Here is a 17,788-nt window from a genome sequence, read left to right on the forward strand (position 1 = left end):
CGTGCCGAAAGCGCCTCAATGAGGGAGGCATTTCATGGCCACAGCATCGCATTACGGACCGTCATCGTCGTCGCTGGAACGCGACGCGCGGCGCATTCACGACGACAAGCCGGTTTCGCCGGGCAGCATCGCCATCGGCGTGGTGATCGGCCGCATGTCGGAATTCTTCGATTTCTTCGTCTATGGCCTCGCCTCGGTCCTGGTCTTTCCGCAGCTCGTCTTTCCCTTCGCACCGGACCGGCTGACAGCGACGCTCTATTCCTTCGCCATCTTCTCGCTCGCTTTCCTCGCCCGTCCGGTCGGCTCCGTCGTCTTCATGACGATCGACCGGATGTACGGGCGCGGCACAAAGCTCACCATCGCGCTCTTCCTGCTCGGCGGCTCCACGGCCTCGATCGCCTTCCTGCCGGGTTACGCGGAGATCGGCGTCTGGTCGATCGCCCTGCTGGCGCTTTTCCGTCTCGGCCAGGGTTTTGCGCTCGGCGGCGCCTGGGACGGTCTTGCCTCGCTGCTCGCGCTCAACGCGCCGCCCAATCACCGCGGCTGGTACGCGATGATCCCGCAGCTCGGCGCGCCGATCGGCTTTGCGCTGGCAAGCACGCTCTTCGGTTATTTCGTCGCCAACCTGTCCAGCGAGGATTTCCTCTCCTGGGGCTGGCGCTATCCCTTCTTCGTCGCCTTCGCGATCAACGTCGTGGCGCTGTTTGCGCGTCTGCGGCTGGTCATGACCAAGGAATTCGGTACGCTCCTGGAGCAGCATGAGCTGGAGGCCGCACCGATCCTCCAGGTGCTGCGCGTTCACGGCCGCGACATCCTGATCGGCGCCTTCGTGCCGCTCGCCAGTTTCGCCATGTTCCACCTGGTCACCATCTTCCCGCTCGGCTGGATGAGCCTTTACGGCAATCAGCCGATCGGCGCCTTCATGGTGGTGCAGGTGATCGGCGCCCTGGTCGGCGTCGTCGCCATCGTCGCCTCGGGGCTGATCGCCGATCGCATCGGCCGGCGTGCCCAGCTCGCCATCTGCGCCGTCATCATCGCCATCTTCAGCTTTATCGGACCGATCCTGATCGCCTCGGGCAATAACGGCCACGACGCCTTCGTCATCATCGGCTTCGGCGTGCTCGGGCTGTCCTTCGGCCAGGCGACCGGTTCGATCTCGTCGCGCTTCGGTCGCGGCTATCGTTATACCGGCGCCGCCTTCACCTCCGACCTTGCCTGGCTGATCGGCGCCGGCTTTGCGCCGCTGGTGGCCCTCAGCCTCTCCAGCCGCTTCGGCCTGACCTTCGTCGGTTACTACCTGCTCTCCGGCGCCATCTGCACGCTCGCAGCACTCGCCTTCAGCAAGGCGCTGGAGCAGCGGGAATAAGATCGAGACAGTCCGCCGGGAAACCGGCGGCCGTCTTATTCATCTATCGAAGCGAAGAGCGGCATCGTCGAAATGCAACATCTGGTCGTTGGCGATATCCACGGCTTTCCCGAAACCTTTGTCGAGTTGCTGGATGCTGGCAGCTTTCAGCGACATGATTTGCAACTGGCCGACCTGAGCGGGCGTCCCGATCTGCGTGGAGACGCGCTTCACGACCATCTTTTCAACCGTGACGGCATGCGGCATGCGGTCCGGGCACTTCGTGAGATCGACGGACGCGGGTGCTTGGGGATCGGTTTTAGCGCCGGTGGAACGGTCCTGTGGAATGCGGTCAAAGAGGGTCTGGAACTCCAGGCGCTGATCTGCGTGTCATCAACCAGATTGCGCTTCGAAACGTCTCCCCTCGCTATACCCACCATGGTCTTCTGGGGAGAACTCGATCCATACCGGCCAACTGAAAGCTGGAACAACGCTGTTCCCCAGTGCTGGAAAATCTACGCCGGCAAGCAGCATGATTTTTATCGGCTCGATGCGCATACCGCTCAATCTCCGTTGAGGTCGGATATTGCCGCCTTTGTCGAAGGCAGAGTCCCGTTTGAATAGGATGTATTCTGTGTCGCTTGGCCGCTTCGGCCTGACTTTCCCTTGCCGGCGTTGCACCCTGTAACGACGATCGTGGAAGATATCATGGCAGACACCGCATCCAGGGTGGTCGCGAACGCCCGCGAAAGAGTCTGTTCATGTGCATATTCCCTCCGTTCCCCGCCAGCCTCTCGCAGGTCACGTCCCCTCGCCCCGTTTACCGGGAGAGGGTTAGGGTGAGGGGCAGCCACGCGGCACAAAGGCTGCAGCAGCCGTGGCCTTGCGCCTGACATCTGCTGGACCATTGCAAATACAATGTCAATTATTGAATGCATTGCAATCTATAATTAAATGCGCCAGTCTTCGGGATCAGCGAGGATTTGCCATGACCGCAGAAACCATCGATCATTTGACGCTTTCCCGTCTTGTCGAGGCAGGGGCGGTCGATGCTGCTCACGTCGTCGGCAAAACCGGCGGCTGGTCCGTCGTCATCCGCTACGGCAAGGCCGAACGCCCGCTTGCCGCCCAGCGCAGCCGCAAGGTGCGCCTGTTCAAGCGCATGGATACCCTGGTTTCCTATCTCAAGGATGTCGGCATCTCCCAGTTCGATGTCGATGCGGCCGAGTACGCTCCCGAGACTGTCTCTCGGCCGGATCGTGCGGCAGCCCTGCGCCGCACCCATGAGGCAGCAGAATACGACAAGTGGTTTCGCGAACAGGTCGAGGAGGCGATCCGGGAGGCCGATGATCCTGACACGGTCGGGATTCCGCACGAGACGGTCAAGAAAGAGATGGCGCGCGAACGAGCAGAGTTGGTGGCGCGCCTTGAGGGTAAAGCCAAGTGAAGCTCATCTGGCGTGCGAAAGCTGCGTCAGATCGCAAGCGAGCAATACAGTTTATCGCCGATCAGAATCTCAGCGCCGCGATAAGCCACCTTGACGAGATCGAGCGCCAAACGGATTTGCTCATCGATCAGCCCGAGATCGGCCGGCCCGGACGAATTGACGGAACGCGCGAACTCGTCATTTCGCGCACGTCCTTTATTGTGATCTATCGTGTTCGTCAGAAAATCAGACGGGTGGAGATTTTGCGCCTTCTGCACGGCGCTCAACAATGGCCACCGAAACGCTGAATATTCTTACTGCGCCATCTGCGGCTGCTTGGCAGCCCGCGCTGCCGTCAGTTCGGCGGTCGTGTGGTTCAGGCGGTCGGCGAGCACGCGCATGATTTCCACGGCCATCTCCGGGAAGTCGCTGAGCAGCTTTAAAAAGTGCTCCTTGCTGATGCGCAATACTTCGAGCGGCGAGGTGGCGCGCACCGTTGCCGTGCGCGAGACATCGCAGAGAATGGCGATTTCGCCGACGATGGAATTGAGCTCGACGTCGGCGACCTTGATCTCGCCGGCCGGCGAGGAGACGATGATATCGGCGCTGCCGGAGAGGATGACATAGGCGGCGTCGCCGACATCGCCCTGATGGAAGAGATCCTGACCGGCCTTGTAGGTCATGCGGTCGGAGGTGAAGGCCAAAAGCTTGAGTTTCGCTGGCGCAATCCTCGAAAAGATCGGCACCCGGCGCAGCATTTCGACTTCGTCTCTCAATAACATGAGCGTTTCAATCCCCTGACGCAGGGTTCTTGGAACCAGGCGCCTCAATTCGGGGCGTTCCCCCGGGAACGCCTACCATCGCCGCCCCAATAGAATATTACGATAACAGTTCCTTGAACATACCGTTTTTCTCGGAAAGTTCCGGATAGTTTCCGGCCTCCGCCAGCCCGCCGCGGTCGAAGAGCAGGATTCGGTCGAACATTTCGGCCATCCGCGCATTCGAAAGCACCCAGATGATCGCCGGGCGCTCACCTTCCTTATGCAGGTCTTCGATGATGTTGCGGGTGATCTGATCCTGAACGCGTTGATCGAGTGCCGACAACGGCCGATTGAAGACGAAATAATCCGAGCGCTTCAGAAGCGCGCGGGCCAGGTTCAGCTTCTGGCGCTGCACCATGGTCAACCGCTTGCCGCCGGAGCCGACGTCGAATTCGAGGCCGATCGACAGGACATCGTCATAAAGGTCGAGTGCGTCGAAGAGCTCGCCCATGATGGCGCGGATGCGGTCGGAGGCGTCGGCCTGCTGATAGGCGATGCGGCCGAAGAGCACATTGTCCATCAGGCTGGCCGACGGCGTGAAACGCTCGGCGTCGTAGCGCTCGATCAGCTCGGCGAGATCGGCCGGAATATGCGCGTGGAACTGCTTGCGGGCGCTGACGATCTTGTCCATCAGCTCGTTGGTCAAAAGGCCGAAGCGGTGGCGCGGCTCGATATAGGCGAAGCTCAGCCGGATGATGGCGGAGCGCTCCTCAGGCGTGGCGTCCTCGAAGCGGCGGCTTTGCAGCTTCTGCAGGAGCGCCTGATAGGTCGGAATGTCGTCCGCCGTCATGAAGGTCAGCTGCTGGAAGAAAGGATGATCCGGCGGCAGGTCGTGGAAGAGTTCGACGGCGTTTTCGGCAATCTCGAGGCCCATGGCGTAGAGATCGGTGCTGAGGCCCGTCTCGCGGAAGAGCTGCTGGAAATAGGGATGGGCGGCGAGCCGGCGGTTGGTCATCAGCGGCCGCTTCATGGTGCCGAAGAGCAGGTTCTCACCGACCGTCGCCTGGGCGTTGTAGGCGTCGAAATCGAAAGGCACGACGATGCCGTCGAGACCTTCGTCGCGCAGCCGGTCGCGCAGCGACGCGCGCAGCGCCACGACATGGTCGCTGACCGCCACATGCACGTTGGTATTGACGTTCGAGCGCAGCGCCAGGTCGAGGATGTCCTGCGAGATCAGCACGGCGTCGAGCACCGGCCGGATCGCTTTGAGGAGATCATCCGGTCCATTGGCGCCGGCCGCCTGATAATCCACCCAATCGCTGTTGAGGTCGAGCGTCGGGTTGCCGGCCTTCACCGCCTCGATGGAATGCCATTTATACTCCTGCGCTTCTTTCTCGTCGTAGACGGCGTCGATCATCGGCGCGTGCTTGAGGCCGTAGAGCAGATTGCTGGCGAGCGTGCCATGGAAGAAGAAGGTGTCGGCCGAGGCATAGGAGATGCGGCGACCGGTGATCGATTCCGGCAGCTCGAGCAGGTCGCGTCCGTCGATGGTGATGCGGCCGGAGTCGGGCCAGACCATCCGGCCGAGCGCTTCGGCGAAGGCTTCGGCGCCACTGCCGTTCGGACCGACGATCGCAACCGTCTCGTTCGGCTTGATTTCGACCGAGACGTGGTCGACGAGGCGGGCGCCGCTGTCATCGGAGAGCGTGAGGTTGGTGACGACCAGCGCGCTGGTCAGTGCGCCCACGGGTGCGGTCGCCAATTCCTGGATGTGGCTCTCGATCAAGGGCTCGACGTTGAACTGCTCGTAGACCTGCTGGTATTTCACCTGCACGTCCTGACGCATCTGGTCCCAGTCGATCAGTTCCTTCAGCGGCCCGGGCAGGTCCTTGTAGGCCGAGATGACTGCGACGAGCTGGCCGATGTCGAGCCGGCCCTGCAGCGCCAGATAACCGCCGATCGCGTAGAACAGGAAGGGCGTGACCTGGGCGAGGAAGTTGTTGATGAACTTCACCAGGAATTTCCACTGGTAAAGGTCGTAGCGGATCGAGAAGATGCGGCCAAGCCGCCAGGCGATGTCGGCGCGTTCGAGGTTGGACGTGTCGTTGCCGTGGATCGTGCCGATGCCGTCGACGATTTCGCCGACGCGGCCGGAAAGTTCGCGCGCCGTCAGCTGCCGCTGGCGGCCGAGATCCAGCAGGCGCTTGCGCATGCGGGGAATGACGACGGCCTGGACGCCGACGATGGCGGCGGCGATCATGCCGAGCCAGAAATTCTGCACGATGATGAAGGCGAGCGCGGTGATCGCCTGGCCGCCGAGCAGGGCGGGCGAGACGAAGGCGTCGCCGGTGAAACCGCCCATCGGCTCCACTTCGTCCTTGATCATGGTGGCGATCTCGGCCGATTTCACCCGCTTGAAATGAGCCGGCGGAAACCGCAGCACCCGGTCGATCAGTTCGAAGCGGATGCGGCGCAGCATGCGTTCGCCGAGCCGGCCCTTATAGGTGTTGATGTAGAACTTGAAGAGCCCGTTTAGCACCACCAGCGCCAGGAACACGAGGCTCAGGGCCATCAGCATCTGGAAGCGGTCGAGCTGCACGCCCTTGAAGAATTCGACATGGCCGATCAGCGGAATGTCATAGGCGATGTGCATGAAGGTCTGGGTTGCGCCGGGGCCTTCAAAGCCGTCGCCCTGGATCGGTCCGTTGACGATCTGCTTCGGCAGGTCGAAGGACAGGAAATAAGGGATCATCGAGGCCGCGACGACAGCCAGGATCCACAGCTGCTGCAGCCGCGTGTTCTTCCAGATATAGCGGGCGAGGCTCTTTTCCATTGGCTAACCGTCAGCGTGCTGGGAAATTTCGAAGGCGCGATCCTGGCGCGGGACGGGAGGAATTGTCGAGAACAGGACCATGCAGCCGGACCGCCGATATCGCAATGAAAACAAGGCGAAGGGACCGGCTGCAGAAAGGCCGATTCTCGCCGGAACTCTGCTTATATCACAGGATTTTTAAATTAGGCGAGCGATTCGGCAATCATCGAGCGAATGATGGCGGCCGTCTTCTCCGCCCCGTCGAGATCGAGCGAAACCGGCTCCTGCCGGGGCGCTGTCAGCGCCTTTTCGACAGCCTCTTTCACATGTGTGGAGGTCAGCCCCCGTTCCGGCAGGATGTCGGCAAGACCCAGCGCCTGCAGCCGTTCGGCGCGCACTGTCTGTTCGGTCTCGCCGCCGGCGACGAAGGGGATGAGGATCGGCCGGCACTCGGTGCGCAAGAGGTCGCCGACCGTGTTGTAGCCGGCCTGCGAGATCGATACCCTGGCGCCGCGCAAGAGCGAGGGAAAATCCTTGCGAAAGCGAACCAGAGTCACATTCGGGGCTGCGTCCCGCGACAGTCTGGCGAAATCGGCCTCCGGCAGGTTGGGACCTGAGATCAGCAGCCAGCGAAGATCGCCCGGCAGCAGCGCCGCCGCCTCCTTCGCCGCGCCGATCAGCTCGGCGCCGACCGCGCCGCCGCCGGCCGATGCGATAATGTCGAAGGTTTCCGTCGGTTCGGGCGCCGGCGGCGGCGTAACGAGGCCGGTATAACGCAGCCTGTCGGCGATTTCTGGCGTCAGCGGGAAAGTATCTTCGAGCCTGACGAAGCCGGGATCGCCATGGACGAGCACAGCGTCGAAGTGATGGTTGACCAGGGCGGCGGTCTCCGCGTCGCGGCCGGCCTTGCGGTTTTCCTGCAGGATGTCGCGAACCGAGCTTAGGAGTTTCGGCCGCGGTTCGGTCTTCTCGATCGCAGCGAGCAAGGGCAGGAGTTCGAAGCGCATCTGCCGCCGGCCGAAGGGGAAGGCCTCGATGATGACGACATCGGGCCTTGTGGCATGGAAGGCATCGAGCAGCAATTGCCGGCGGGCGGCCAGGAATTCTTCGCCGGCCGGCTGGCCATCGGCATCGGCGAGGCCGGAGAAACCGGCATTGCTGGCGACGACCGACGGCAGGGCAACGGTCTTCACACCCTCGCCGGGAAAGCCCGGTACCGGCAGGCCGCCGGTGACGACGGTGACGTCGAAACCGTCCCTGACCAGCGCATTGGCGATGCGGCTGGCGCGGGCGATGTGGCCGATGCCGAGCAGATGCTGGACATAGAAGAAGATACGCGGTGCCGTCATGACGCCTTCTGCCATTCGGCCTCGAACAGGCCGGCGAGCTGTCTGATGCTGGAGTGATAGTCGAAGTCCTCGCGCACCCGCCTTTCGGCGGCGTCGCCGAGGCGCTGGCGCAGCGCCGGATCGCGGATCGCCACCTCCAGCGCCCGGGCAAGCAGCGCCGGATCCTCCGGCGGCACGACGAGGCCGTTCTCGCCATCCGTCAGCAGTTCCGGCACGCCGGATACTGTCGTGGAGACGCAGACGAGACGCTGGCTCGCGGCCTCGACCAACACGTTCGGCAGGCCGTCGCGGTCGCCGTTGGCGGCGATGCGGCAGGCGAGCGCAAAGACGTCGGCGCGGCGGTAGTGGTCGAGCACGTCTTCCTGCGCCATGGCGCCCTTCCAGATGATGCGGCCGGAGAGGCCGAGCTCGGCGGCGAGCGCCTTCAGCCTGGCAAGCTCGTCACCGCCGCCGATATGCTCCATGCGCCAATGGAGGTCCGCCGGCAGCAGCGCCAGCGCCCGAAGCAAGACGTCGTAGCCCTTCTTCTCGACGGCGCGGCCGACGCTGAGGATGAAGGCCGGATCAGCCGGGTTGTTGCCGGTCCTCTGCGAATGCGCGCCGGAAAAATGGCCGAAGCGGGCGAGATCGAGGCCGTGATAGCTCAAATGTACCGCCTCCTTGCGCGATGTCAGCACGCGCATGTGTTCGTAGCCAGACCGAGTGCAGGTGACGGTCCAGCGGGCGCGCTTCAGCTTCTCCTTCAGTTCCCAGTCGGGCGAGGTCCATATGTCCTTGGCATGGGCCGAACAGGTCCAGGGCGTGCCCGTCAGGATGCTGGTATATTCCGTCACCGAGGCCGGCGTATGGATGAAATGAGCATGCAGCCACTCGCCTCCATCAGGCCATTCGCGCGCCAGCACCAGCGCCTGGCCGAGACGGCGGAAGCGGTTGCGGGAGAGGTCGCGCTTGAGGTCGGCGAAGAAGCGTTTGATCAGCGCCTTGAAGCCGGTTTTACCGAAGCCGGCGACGAGGCCTTTCAGCACGCGAATCGGTTCCTCATGCAGATATTCCGGCAGATAGACGACACTCGCCTTGATCTCGTCATGCACCGGATGGCGCTTCTTGTCGGTCGGCCGGCGCATGGAAATCAGCGTCAGGTCGAAGCCGGCCCTTTCGAGGCCGAGCAATTCCTGGGCGATGAAGGTTTCCGAAAGGCGGGGATAGCCTTTCAGCACGACGAGTATCTTGCGGCGTGGCGGCAAGGCTGTGCCCTATTCTGCGCCGACAACGGCTAGGTGGGTGGCCCGGCCGTCGAGCCATCGGCCGACGGTCTGCGAGATATGGTCCAGCCCTTCGAGATGCATATTGCTGCCGCTTTTCGACGGCGGCAGGCGAGAGGGCAAGCGCTTCAGCGCCGCGGCCATGATGGCGGGATTAACCGATTGCTCCGGCAGCAGCATCTCGACGAGGCCGAGTTCGCTGGCCCGCTTCGCGCGCAGCAGCTGCTCCTCGCGCGGCTTGACGCGGGGCACGATGAGGGCCGGCTTATCGAAGGAGAGGATCTCGCAATAGGTGTTATATCCGCCCATGGCGACGACGCCGGTGGCGCCGGCGATCAGCTCTTCCATGTGATTGTCGAATTCGATCACCTCGATATAGGGAATGGCTTCGCCCTTCTGCACCAGCTTGGCGCGCTCGGCGGCCGGCATATAGGGCCCGAGCACGACCAGCGCCTTCTGCGTCAGCGTCGGATCGGCCTCATAGGCGTTCATGACGTCATGGACGAGATCGGAGCCGTCGCCGCCGCCGCCTGTGGTGACGAGCAGATAATTGTCCTTGCGGGCGTTGATCGAGCTCTTGCCTTTGGAGACGCTGCGCTGCAGGAAGCCGACAAAATCCATCTTCCGGCGCAGGCTGGCCGGCACGTCGAGACCAACAAGCGGATCGTAGAAATCCGGGGGGCCGTAGACCCAGACGCTGTCGTAATATTGGTCGATCTTCTGCATGACGCTGTTCTTCTTCCACTCGGCCTCGAGCAGATGCGGCGCGTCCATGATCTCCCGCAGCCCTAGCACCAGCACGGTGCCACGGGCCTTGAGATAAGCGAGCGTATCCTCGACCTCGCCCTTCAATCCCATCGGCTCCTTGTCGACGATGAAAATGTCGGGCTGGAAGGTCTCGGCCGTGTGGCGGATGCTCGATTCGCGCATCTTCAGCGTTTCGTGCAGATCGATGTGGCTGGCAAGCGACGTATATTCGCCGTTGCGCAGCTTGATCACGCTCGGGATCTTCACGAAGTCGACGCGGGCGCGGTAATCGAAGGCGCCGGCGATCGTCGCCCCTGAAATGATCAGGATGTTGAGGCCGCGATAGTCTTCGACCAGCGCATGGGCGATGGCGCGACAGCGCCTGAGATGGCCGAGGCCGAACGTGTCGTGGCTGTACATGAGGATGCGAGCATCTTCGAGACGTCTGGCCATGGGTGTTCCCTCCGGGGTGAACATCATAGTTAGCACCCCCACCATCCGGAGGCCAAGAGGCGGGCGCGATGCCGGACGGCGCCGCCGAGCTTGCCGCTATTTGTAGGGATCTGCCGCATCGCGCAAGCCGTCTCCCAGAAAGTTGAACGCCAAAATGACAAGAACAACAGGAATGATCGGAAAGAGCAGCCAAGGATAGAAGGCGATGACGCTGACGCTTTTTGCCTCGGTCAGCAGAATGCCCCAGCTGGTGATCGGCGGTCGAAGGCCGAGGCCGAGGAAGGAGAGCGCGGTCTCGCCGAGGATCATGCCGGGGATCGAAATCGTCGCCGAAGCGATGAGATGCGACATGAAGCCCGGCACCAGATGGCGGCCAATGATGCGCGGCGTGCTGGCCCCCATCAGCTGCGCGGCCTGGACGTAATCCTCCTCGCGCAATGCCAGGAGCTTGGAGCGCACGGCCCGCGCCAGCCCGGTCCAGTCGATGATTCCGAGGATGACGGTGATGCCGAAATATATGACGATCGGGCTCCAGGTCACCGGCATGATGGCGGCGAGCGCCATCCACAGCGGCAGGCTTGGCAGCGATTGCAGCACCTCGATCAGGCGCTGGACGATGAGGTCGAAGACGCCGCCCCAGTATCCGGCAAGGCCGCCGATGACGATGCCGAGCACGAAGCTGATCGAAATGCCGATCAGGCCGATCGTCAGCGATATACGCGCGCCGTAGAGGATGCGCGACAGCACGTCGCGGCCGAGCCGGTCGGTGCCGAGCAGGAACATCTGGCCACCGATCGCCGGGCAGATGAGATGGTAGTTCGAGGCGACGAGACCCCAGAATCTATAGGAATCGCCGGGGCAGAAGAAGCGGATCGGCTGCACGTCGTTCGGCCTGTCGGTATAGACGCGGTGCAGCGTGTCGAGATCGAGCGTCATGCTGCGGCCGTAGACGAAGGGACCGACGAACTCGCCCTTGTCGAAGAAATGGACGCGCTGAGGTGGTGCATGGATGAAGTCGACGTTGCGCGTGTGCAGGCCGTAAGGCGCCAGGAACTCGACGATAAGGATCATCAGGTAGACGGCGGCGAGAAAGATGCCGGAGATCAAAGCGAGCCTGTGCTGCTTGAACTTCCACCACATCAGTTGCTTCTGCGAGGCGAGATGGATGCGCGATTGCGCCGCCGTCATGCTCTCGGTCGCATGCGGATCGAAGGGAGCGGTGGAGACGTAGTGCGGCAGCGGCGCGCCGGGTGCGGGGAGGGGCGACATTATTTGGTGCTCCTGCCTTGCAGACGGATGCGGGGATCGAGGAAACCGAGGGCGATATCGGAGATCAGCACGCCGATGACGTTGAGGAAGGCGAGGAACATCAGGAAGGAGCCGGCGAGATACATGTCCTGGCTCTGCAGCGCCTTGATCAGCATCGGCCCGGTCGTCTCCAGCGACAGCACGATGGCGACGATCTCGGCGCCCGAGATGATCGACGGCAGGATCGAGCCGATATCGGCGATGAAGAAATTGAGCGCCATGCGCAGCGGATATTTGACCAGCGCCCGCATCGGATGCAGGCCCTTGGCGCGGGCCGTCGTCACATATTGCTTCTGCATCTCGTCGAGAAGATTGGCGCGCAGCCGCCGGATCATGCCGGCCGTGCCGGCCGTGCCAACGATGATGACGGGGATCCAGAGATGGGCGAGGATCGACTTCGCCTTTTCCCAGCTCATCGGTGCGTTGAGATATTGCTGGTCCATCAGATGGCCGATCGACAGCCCGAACCAGACATTGGCGAAATACATCAGGATCAGCGCCAGCATGAAGTTCGGAATGGCGATGCCGAGCAGGCCGAGAAAGGTCAGCCCGTAATCGCCCCAGCTATACTGATGCGTCGCCGAATAGATGCCGATCGGAAAGGCGATCAGCCAGGTGAGCAGGATCGTCGTGAAGGAGACGAGGATCGTCAGCCACAACCGTTCGCCGACCACGTCCGAGACCGGCAGCTGGTATTCGAAGGAATAGCCGAAATCGCCGTGCAGCATGCCGCCGACCCAGTAGAAATAGCGCACGATCTCCGGCTTGTCGAAGCCGTATTGCTGGCGCATCTCCTCGATTTCCTGGAGGTTGGCGGCCTCACCGGAGGCGCGCAGCTCGGCGATCTGGCTCTCGAAGAAGTCGCCGGGCGGCAGCTCGATGATGGTGAAAACAAGCGCCGAAATGACGAAGAGCGTCGGCACCATGGCGGCGATGCGCCAGAGAATGTATCTGAGCACGCCTCAGGCCTCCTTGTACCAGAAAACATCCGGCATGTAGACGCCGAGATAGGAGGTGGGATCGAAGCCGTAGAGCGCTTTCTCCGGCAGGTTCTGCAGCTTGGCGGCGCGCAGGATCGGCTGCAGCGTGCTGTTGATGAGGCCGATTGAGAAGACCTGCTGCGTATAGAGCGACAGCATTCTGTGCCAGATCGCCTGGCGCTCCTCGAATTTTGCCGTCGAGCCCCATTGGCCGAGCAGGTCCACCAGCTCTGCCGCCTCCGGCAGGTCGGGAGCGACACCTTCCTGGCCGGCGGAGAGATAATGCATGCCCCAGAGCGGCCATTGCAGCTGATCATCGAGCGTCGGCGCAAGACCGGACGGCGACATGTCGGCCGTCGGCACGCCATTGTCGAGGCCGTACCAGATCGACATCATGATCGTGCCGCTCATGGCGCGGTTGCGGAAGACGTCCCGCTGCGAGGTGCGGGTATAAAGCGCAAGGCCGATATCGGCCCAGTGATCGTGCACCAGTTCCAGCACGTCGGTGTCGAGATTGCTTTCGCCGGCGGTCTCGACGGTGATCTCGGCGCGTCGCCCGTCCGGCAGCAGCCGGATGCCGTCGTCGCCGCGGCGGGTCAGGCCGAGCTCGTCGAGCAGGCGGTTGGCCTCGTCGGGATCGAACTTGACGAAGGCGTCGGCATATTCCTGCTTGAAGAGCGGACTGTCGGGCAGCACGGTATCGGCGCTCGGCGTGCCCAATCCATAGAAGGCGACCATATTGATCTCGTGCCGGTTGATCGCCAGCGACAGCGCCCGGCGCAGGCGCACGTCGCGGAAAAGGCCGCGCCACACCTCGTCGGCGCAGTTGAGATTCGGCAAGAGCGTGATGCGCGAGCCGCGCGCGACCTTCCAGAGATTGACCTTCACCGGAAAGCGCTTCTCCGCCTCCTTCAGGAAGGTGTAGTCGTTGAAGTCGATGCCGGTTGCCTGCAGGTCGGCCTCGCCCGCGCCGGCCTTGGCGGCGATGATCGACGAGGAAGAGACGTTGAGGATAAAACGATCGAGATAGGGAAGCTGCCTGCCGTTTTCGTCGACGCGATGGAAGAACGGGTTGCGCTCGAAGACGAACTGCTCGGCCGGCAGCGCCGTCGTGTTGCGCCAGGGATCGAGCGTCGGCAGGTTGGGATTTTCCGGACGATAGGAGCGCGCCATCTTGATGTGCAGGTCCTGCCATTTCTTGACGCGGAAGGTCTGCATCATCTGTTCCATCTTCGCCTGGTCCGGCTGGAACTTCTTGTGGAACTGCTTCAGGTAATGCGCCGGCCCGAAGATGACGAGCGGCTGCGGGCCGGCCAAGCTCGGCAGGAACATCGGGTTGGGTTTATCCCAAGTATAGCGAACGGTCAGCGGATCGAGCATCTCGAAGCGCGGCAGGCTGCCGTGTGGGCGAAGCTCGAGTGCGCCGCCGCCCGGCGTCAGCTTGTCATTGAGGATGACGTCTTCCCACCAGTAGCGGAAATCATCGGCGGTGAACGGCGCCCCGTCCGACCATTTATGGCCCTCGCGCAGCGTGAAGGTGAAGACCGTGTCTTCCTCGGAACGGAAATCGGCCAGAATGTCGGGCCGGAACTGCAGGTGCTTGTCGTAGCCGATCAGGCGGGCATAGCCGTAGATCGTCATGAAGCGGATATCGCGCTGGCTGCCGATGATGGTGCGCACCGTGCCGCCATAGGCGCCGGGTTCGAGCCCCATCTCCTTCAAGTTGACGATGCGCGGGCGGGCGGGAATGCGTTCGGCCATACCAGGCAGGCTGCCTGATGCCAGCCGCTCCTTCAGGAATTCCGGCTCGCCGACCTGTTCGGCCCGCAGCACCGCCGGCGCGATCGCAGCACCGACGAGGCCGCCGAGAAAGGTGCGACGCGTCACCATCAGCGCAACTCCCGGATATCAGCGCCCTTGCGGGCGCGCACCAGATGGCCGTCGCCGAGATCGGCATAGGCAAGCTCGGAGGCGTCGTCATGCTCGGCGGTGAAGGTCTTGCCCCAGTTCTGCTTGTCGGCGGCGCCGTTTTCCCGAAGCGCCTTGAAATCGAGCGGCCGGTCGAGATCGGGGAAGGGGACGGCGGCGAGCAGTGATTTCGTATAGGGGTGCACCGGATCGCGCAGAATGATCTCGCGCGGAGCGATCTCGACGATGCGGCCCTTGCACATGACAGCGATACGGTCGGCCATGTAATCGACGACGGCGAGATTGTGCGAGATGAAGAGATAGGTCAGGCCCAGCTCCTTCTGCAGATCCTTCAAGAGGTTGAGGATCTGCGCCTGCACCGAGACGTCGAGGGCCGACACCGGCTCGTCGAGGATGACGAGCTTCGGCCCGAGCGCCAGGGCGCGGGCAATGCCGATGCGCTGGCGCTGGCCGCCGGAGAAGCTGTGCGGGTAACGGCTGAGGTAACGCTTGTCGAGGCCGATCGCGCCCATCAGTCCCTCGACCTTGCGCTTGCGCTCGGCGCTGTCGCCGCGGTCGTGGATCTCGAGCGGCTCGCTCAGGATGTTGCGCACCGTCATGCGCGGCGAGAGCGAGGAGACCGGGTCCTGGAACACCATTTGGATCTTGGTGCGCAGCTCCTGCAGCTCGGCGCCCTTGACGGCCAGCACGTCGATGACCTCTTTGCCGTCGTTGAACACCACCGAGCCGCCATCAGGGGTGACGGCGCGCATGAGGATCTTGCTGAGTGTCGTCTTGCCGCAGCCGGATTCGCCCACCAGGCCGAGACATTCGCCGCGGCGGATGTCGAAGCTGACGTCGTCGACCGCATGCACGACGGCGGCTTCGTGCTTGCCGAACAGGCTGCGCCTGCGCGTCCTGTAGGTCTTCGACAGATTGGCGACGGAAAGCAGCGTGCCCGGCGTTTCAGCCTGCAGCGGCTTCTTCTTGCCGACCAGCGTCTCGAGATTGACCGGCACGTCGCGCAGCGCCTTCAGCCGTTCGCCGGGTTTCATGTCGAAATGCGGAACGGCCGCCATCAGCGCCTTGAGATAGGGATGCTGCGGATTGCGGAAGATCGCCTCGACCGGTCCCGCTTCCATGATCTCGCCGTGATAGATGACGACCACCTCGTCGGCCATGTTGGCGACGATGCCGAGATCGTGGGTGATCAGCAGCATCGCCATGCCGAGCTTGGCCTGCAGGTCGCGCAGCAGTTCGAGGATCTGCGCCTGGATCGTCACGTCGAGCGCCGTCGTCGGCTCGTCGGCGATCAGGAGAGCCGGCTTGCAGATCAGCGCCATGGCGATCATCGCGCGCTGGCGCATGCCGCCCGACAGTTCGAATGGATACATGTCGTAGGTGCGGTGCGGATTGGAGAAGCCGACGAGGCCGAGCATTTCCTCGGTCCTTTGGCGTGCTTCCTGCTTGTCGACGTCGGTATGGATCAACAGCACTTCGCTGATCTGGTTGCCGACGGTATGCAGCGGCGACAGCGAGGTCATCGGCTCCTGGAAAATCGTCGCCATGCGCTTGCCGCGCAGATCACGCATCTCTTCACTGTCGCGCGGCAGCGACAGGATATCGGTCGTGCTGCCGTCGAGCGGATCGGTGAAGAGGATACTGCCTGACGCCCTGGCCGGATTGGGCAGGATGCCCATCACCGACTGGCTGATCACCGATTTACCGGAACCGGACTCACCGACGAGGGCGGTAACCTTACCCGGAAGAATGCGGAGATTGGCTTCCTTTACGACACGCAGGCGGTCGCCGAAAACGGAGAAGGAGACGTCGAGATTCTCGATACGCAACAGATCGGCAGCGGACGCCATACCAATGAAATTCCCCAGTCTTCTATGTTCCCGTTAAGGCAACACTATCGTACCGCAAACGGGGTGTCTAGCTGATGACAAGCAAGGGGAAATTGCCGCGGTTCACCATCTCTGTAACGCGCAGTTCTGGCGGCCGCAACCTGGCGTTTTACTGAATGAACTTCTCCATGCTTGTGCGCTTGACCTGTTTCTTGGCGTCGCGGTGCAGGAGAATGACCTGTTCGGCTTCGGAAAGTCCGTTCTGCACGGCCTCGCGGAAATGTTCGTCGACATGGATATCCGGGGCCGGGGCGCGTGGCTGCAGTACCGTCACCTTCTGGCGGATGCCGCGCAGCTTCTCCTCGCCGAGGGTTGTCCATTCGCCGCCGCAATAACCGGCGAAGGCCTGGCTGGCGACGACCTCCCGGCCGTATTTTTTGGTCAGGATCTGCAAACGCTGCACCTCGTTGACCGCCGATCCGAAGGCGGAGAAGGTCAGCCGGTCCTTGAGGCCGACATTGCCGAACATGACGTTGCCGACATGCATGCCGATGCCGTAGCCGATCCTGGATAGACCCTTCTCCTCGCGCTCCCGATTGAGCTCGGCCACCCGCGCCTGCGCCTGGTGGACGGCCGAAAGTGCTGCCTCGCAGGCGATTTTCGATGGGTCCTTGTGACGCCCGCAGGGATAGACGGCGAGAAAGCCGTCGCCGAGGAAGCTCAGAATCTCGCCGCCATTGCGGTTGAAGGGAGCGGCGATCGCGTCGAAGAACTGGTTCAGCGTATCGATATAGGCCTGGCGGCCTTCCTTTTCGGCATACATGGTGGATTCGCGCATGTCGCCCATGACCAGCGCCGCCCGGATCGTTTCGCCGTCGCCGCGGCGAATCTGGCCATTCAGCACCCGTTTGCCGGCGTCGCCGCCGAGATAGGTGGTCAGCATGTTGTTGGCGAGCTTGCCGAGCACCGCCATCTTGGCGGCCACCGCCAGATGGTTCTGCATCCGGAGCAGCGCGTCGATCATGTCGTCGGTAAAACCGTTATGATGGTCAGTCGACCAGGAGCCCATCATGCCCTGCACCGAATCGTCGCCGAAGGGCTGCACGAAGGCGAGGTAATCGGTCATCCTGTCCTTGCGCAGATCCTCGAAGATCGGGAATTCGGCCGGGCCTTCCTGCATCAACCGCCGCCGAATATGCTGCAGGTTGTTGTCGAGCAGGTAATAATAGGGGCTCTGCAGGAAGCGGTCCGGCTTCTGCCCGGCCGGCATGCGGAGGCCCTCGATAGTGACGCCGCTGGCCCGCCGCCAGGTGAAGCTCAAGGCATCGTAGAGCGGATGCAGCATCGAAAAGGTCAGGTGCACGCGGGCGATCGGAAGGCCGGCGGAAGCAAGTCTTTCGCAGAAGCCGCGCACGATGTTTTCGAGGTCGTCACCTGCCAGCGAGGAATGTGTCAGCCATTCGGCGACCCGGTCCAACAGGATGGAGGACACGCTGGATTCGATCGTGCTCATTCTCGGTATGATCCTCATAAGGCACGCCATCCCCAAGAGCCAAAAGTCCCCCGGCCGACGCATTTTCATGCGCA

Annotated in this window: 14 protein-coding genes; 4 read left to right on the forward strand and 10 right to left on the reverse strand. The window is 62.7% G+C overall.

Annotated elements, in window-relative coordinates:
• Positions 1–34 precede the first annotated feature (34 nt).
• From HJC04_RS03680 to HJC04_RS03695, 4 genes are all read left to right on the forward strand, one after another.
• Positions 35–1,366, forward strand: coding sequence for an MFS transporter (locus HJC04_RS03680; protein ID WP_210632495.1), 1,332 nt, complete (start codon positions 35–37; stop codon positions 1,364–1,366).
• A 72-nt stretch (positions 1,367–1,438) separates the two neighbouring features.
• The gene (locus tag HJC04_RS03685; RefSeq protein ID WP_221144844.1) at positions 1,439–1,969 is read left to right on the forward strand and encodes an alpha/beta hydrolase; all 531 of its coding nucleotides are present in this window, start codon (positions 1,439–1,441) and stop codon (positions 1,967–1,969) included.
• A gap of 364 nt (positions 1,970–2,333) precedes the next feature.
• Positions 2,334–2,792 carry a hypothetical protein gene (locus tag HJC04_RS03690; protein ID WP_221144846.1) on the forward strand — a complete coding sequence of 153 codons (459 nt, stop codon included), beginning with the start codon at positions 2,334–2,336 and terminating at the stop codon, positions 2,790–2,792.
• Complete coding sequence (locus tag HJC04_RS03695) at positions 2,789–3,079, forward strand: type II toxin-antitoxin system RelE/ParE family toxin (protein WP_221144848.1); 291 nt, start codon at positions 2,789–2,791, stop codon at positions 3,077–3,079. Before HJC04_RS03690 ends, HJC04_RS03695 begins: the two co-directional genes overlap by 4 nt.
• 6 nt (positions 3,080–3,085) lie before the next feature.
• Here the strand turns inward: HJC04_RS03695 and HJC04_RS03700 are convergent, their stop codons facing one another.
• From HJC04_RS03700 to HJC04_RS03745, 10 genes are all read right to left on the reverse strand, one after another.
• Complete coding sequence (locus tag HJC04_RS03700; RefSeq protein ID WP_004679746.1) at positions 3,086–3,553, reverse strand: cyclic nucleotide-binding domain-containing protein; 468 nt, start codon at positions 3,551–3,553, stop codon at positions 3,086–3,088.
• Positions 3,554–3,650: 97 nt separating this feature from the next.
• Complete coding sequence (locus HJC04_RS03705; protein ID WP_221123089.1) at positions 3,651–6,365, reverse strand: ABC transporter ATP-binding protein; 2,715 nt, start codon at positions 6,363–6,365, stop codon at positions 3,651–3,653.
• Between the two features lie 182 nt (positions 6,366–6,547).
• The gene (locus HJC04_RS03710; RefSeq protein WP_210632500.1) at positions 6,548–7,693 is read right to left on the reverse strand and encodes a glycosyltransferase family protein; all 1,146 of its coding nucleotides are present in this window, start codon (positions 7,691–7,693) and stop codon (positions 6,548–6,550) included.
• Positions 7,690–8,937, reverse strand: a complete 1,248-nt coding sequence (locus HJC04_RS03715; protein ID WP_210632501.1) for a glycosyltransferase — start codon at positions 8,935–8,937, stop codon at positions 7,690–7,692. The genes HJC04_RS03710 and HJC04_RS03715 overlap by 4 nt, the downstream gene beginning before the upstream one ends.
• Before the next feature lie 9 nt (positions 8,938–8,946).
• The gene (locus HJC04_RS03720; RefSeq protein ID WP_221144851.1) at positions 8,947–10,155 is read right to left on the reverse strand and encodes a glycosyltransferase family protein; all 1,209 of its coding nucleotides are present in this window, start codon (positions 10,153–10,155) and stop codon (positions 8,947–8,949) included.
• A gap of 96 nt (positions 10,156–10,251) precedes the next feature.
• Positions 10,252–11,424, reverse strand: a complete 1,173-nt coding sequence (locus HJC04_RS03725) for an ABC transporter permease (RefSeq protein WP_221144861.1) — start codon at positions 11,422–11,424, stop codon at positions 10,252–10,254.
• Positions 11,424–12,422, reverse strand: a complete 999-nt coding sequence (locus tag HJC04_RS03730; RefSeq protein ID WP_210632504.1) for an ABC transporter permease — start codon at positions 12,420–12,422, stop codon at positions 11,424–11,426. Before HJC04_RS03730 ends, HJC04_RS03725 begins: the two co-directional genes overlap by 1 nt.
• Positions 12,423–12,425: 3 nt before the next feature.
• Positions 12,426–14,333, reverse strand: a complete 1,908-nt coding sequence (locus tag HJC04_RS03735; protein WP_210632505.1) for an ABC transporter substrate-binding protein — start codon at positions 14,331–14,333, stop codon at positions 12,426–12,428.
• Positions 14,333–16,222 (reverse strand): ABC transporter ATP-binding protein, encoded by a 1,890-nt coding sequence (locus tag HJC04_RS03740; protein WP_221123094.1) that lies wholly within the window; start codon positions 16,220–16,222, stop codon positions 14,333–14,335. Before HJC04_RS03740 ends, HJC04_RS03735 begins: the two co-directional genes overlap by 1 nt.
• 148 nt (positions 16,223–16,370) lie before the next feature.
• Positions 16,371–17,714 (reverse strand): adenylate/guanylate cyclase domain-containing protein, encoded by a 1,344-nt coding sequence (locus HJC04_RS03745; protein WP_210632507.1) that lies wholly within the window; start codon positions 17,712–17,714, stop codon positions 16,371–16,373.
• Positions 17,715–17,788: the final 74 nt, after the last annotated feature.

This window comes from Rhizobium sp. NLR8a (assembly GCF_019685235.1).
Classification (GTDB): Bacteria; Pseudomonadota; Alphaproteobacteria; order Rhizobiales; family Rhizobiaceae; genus Rhizobium.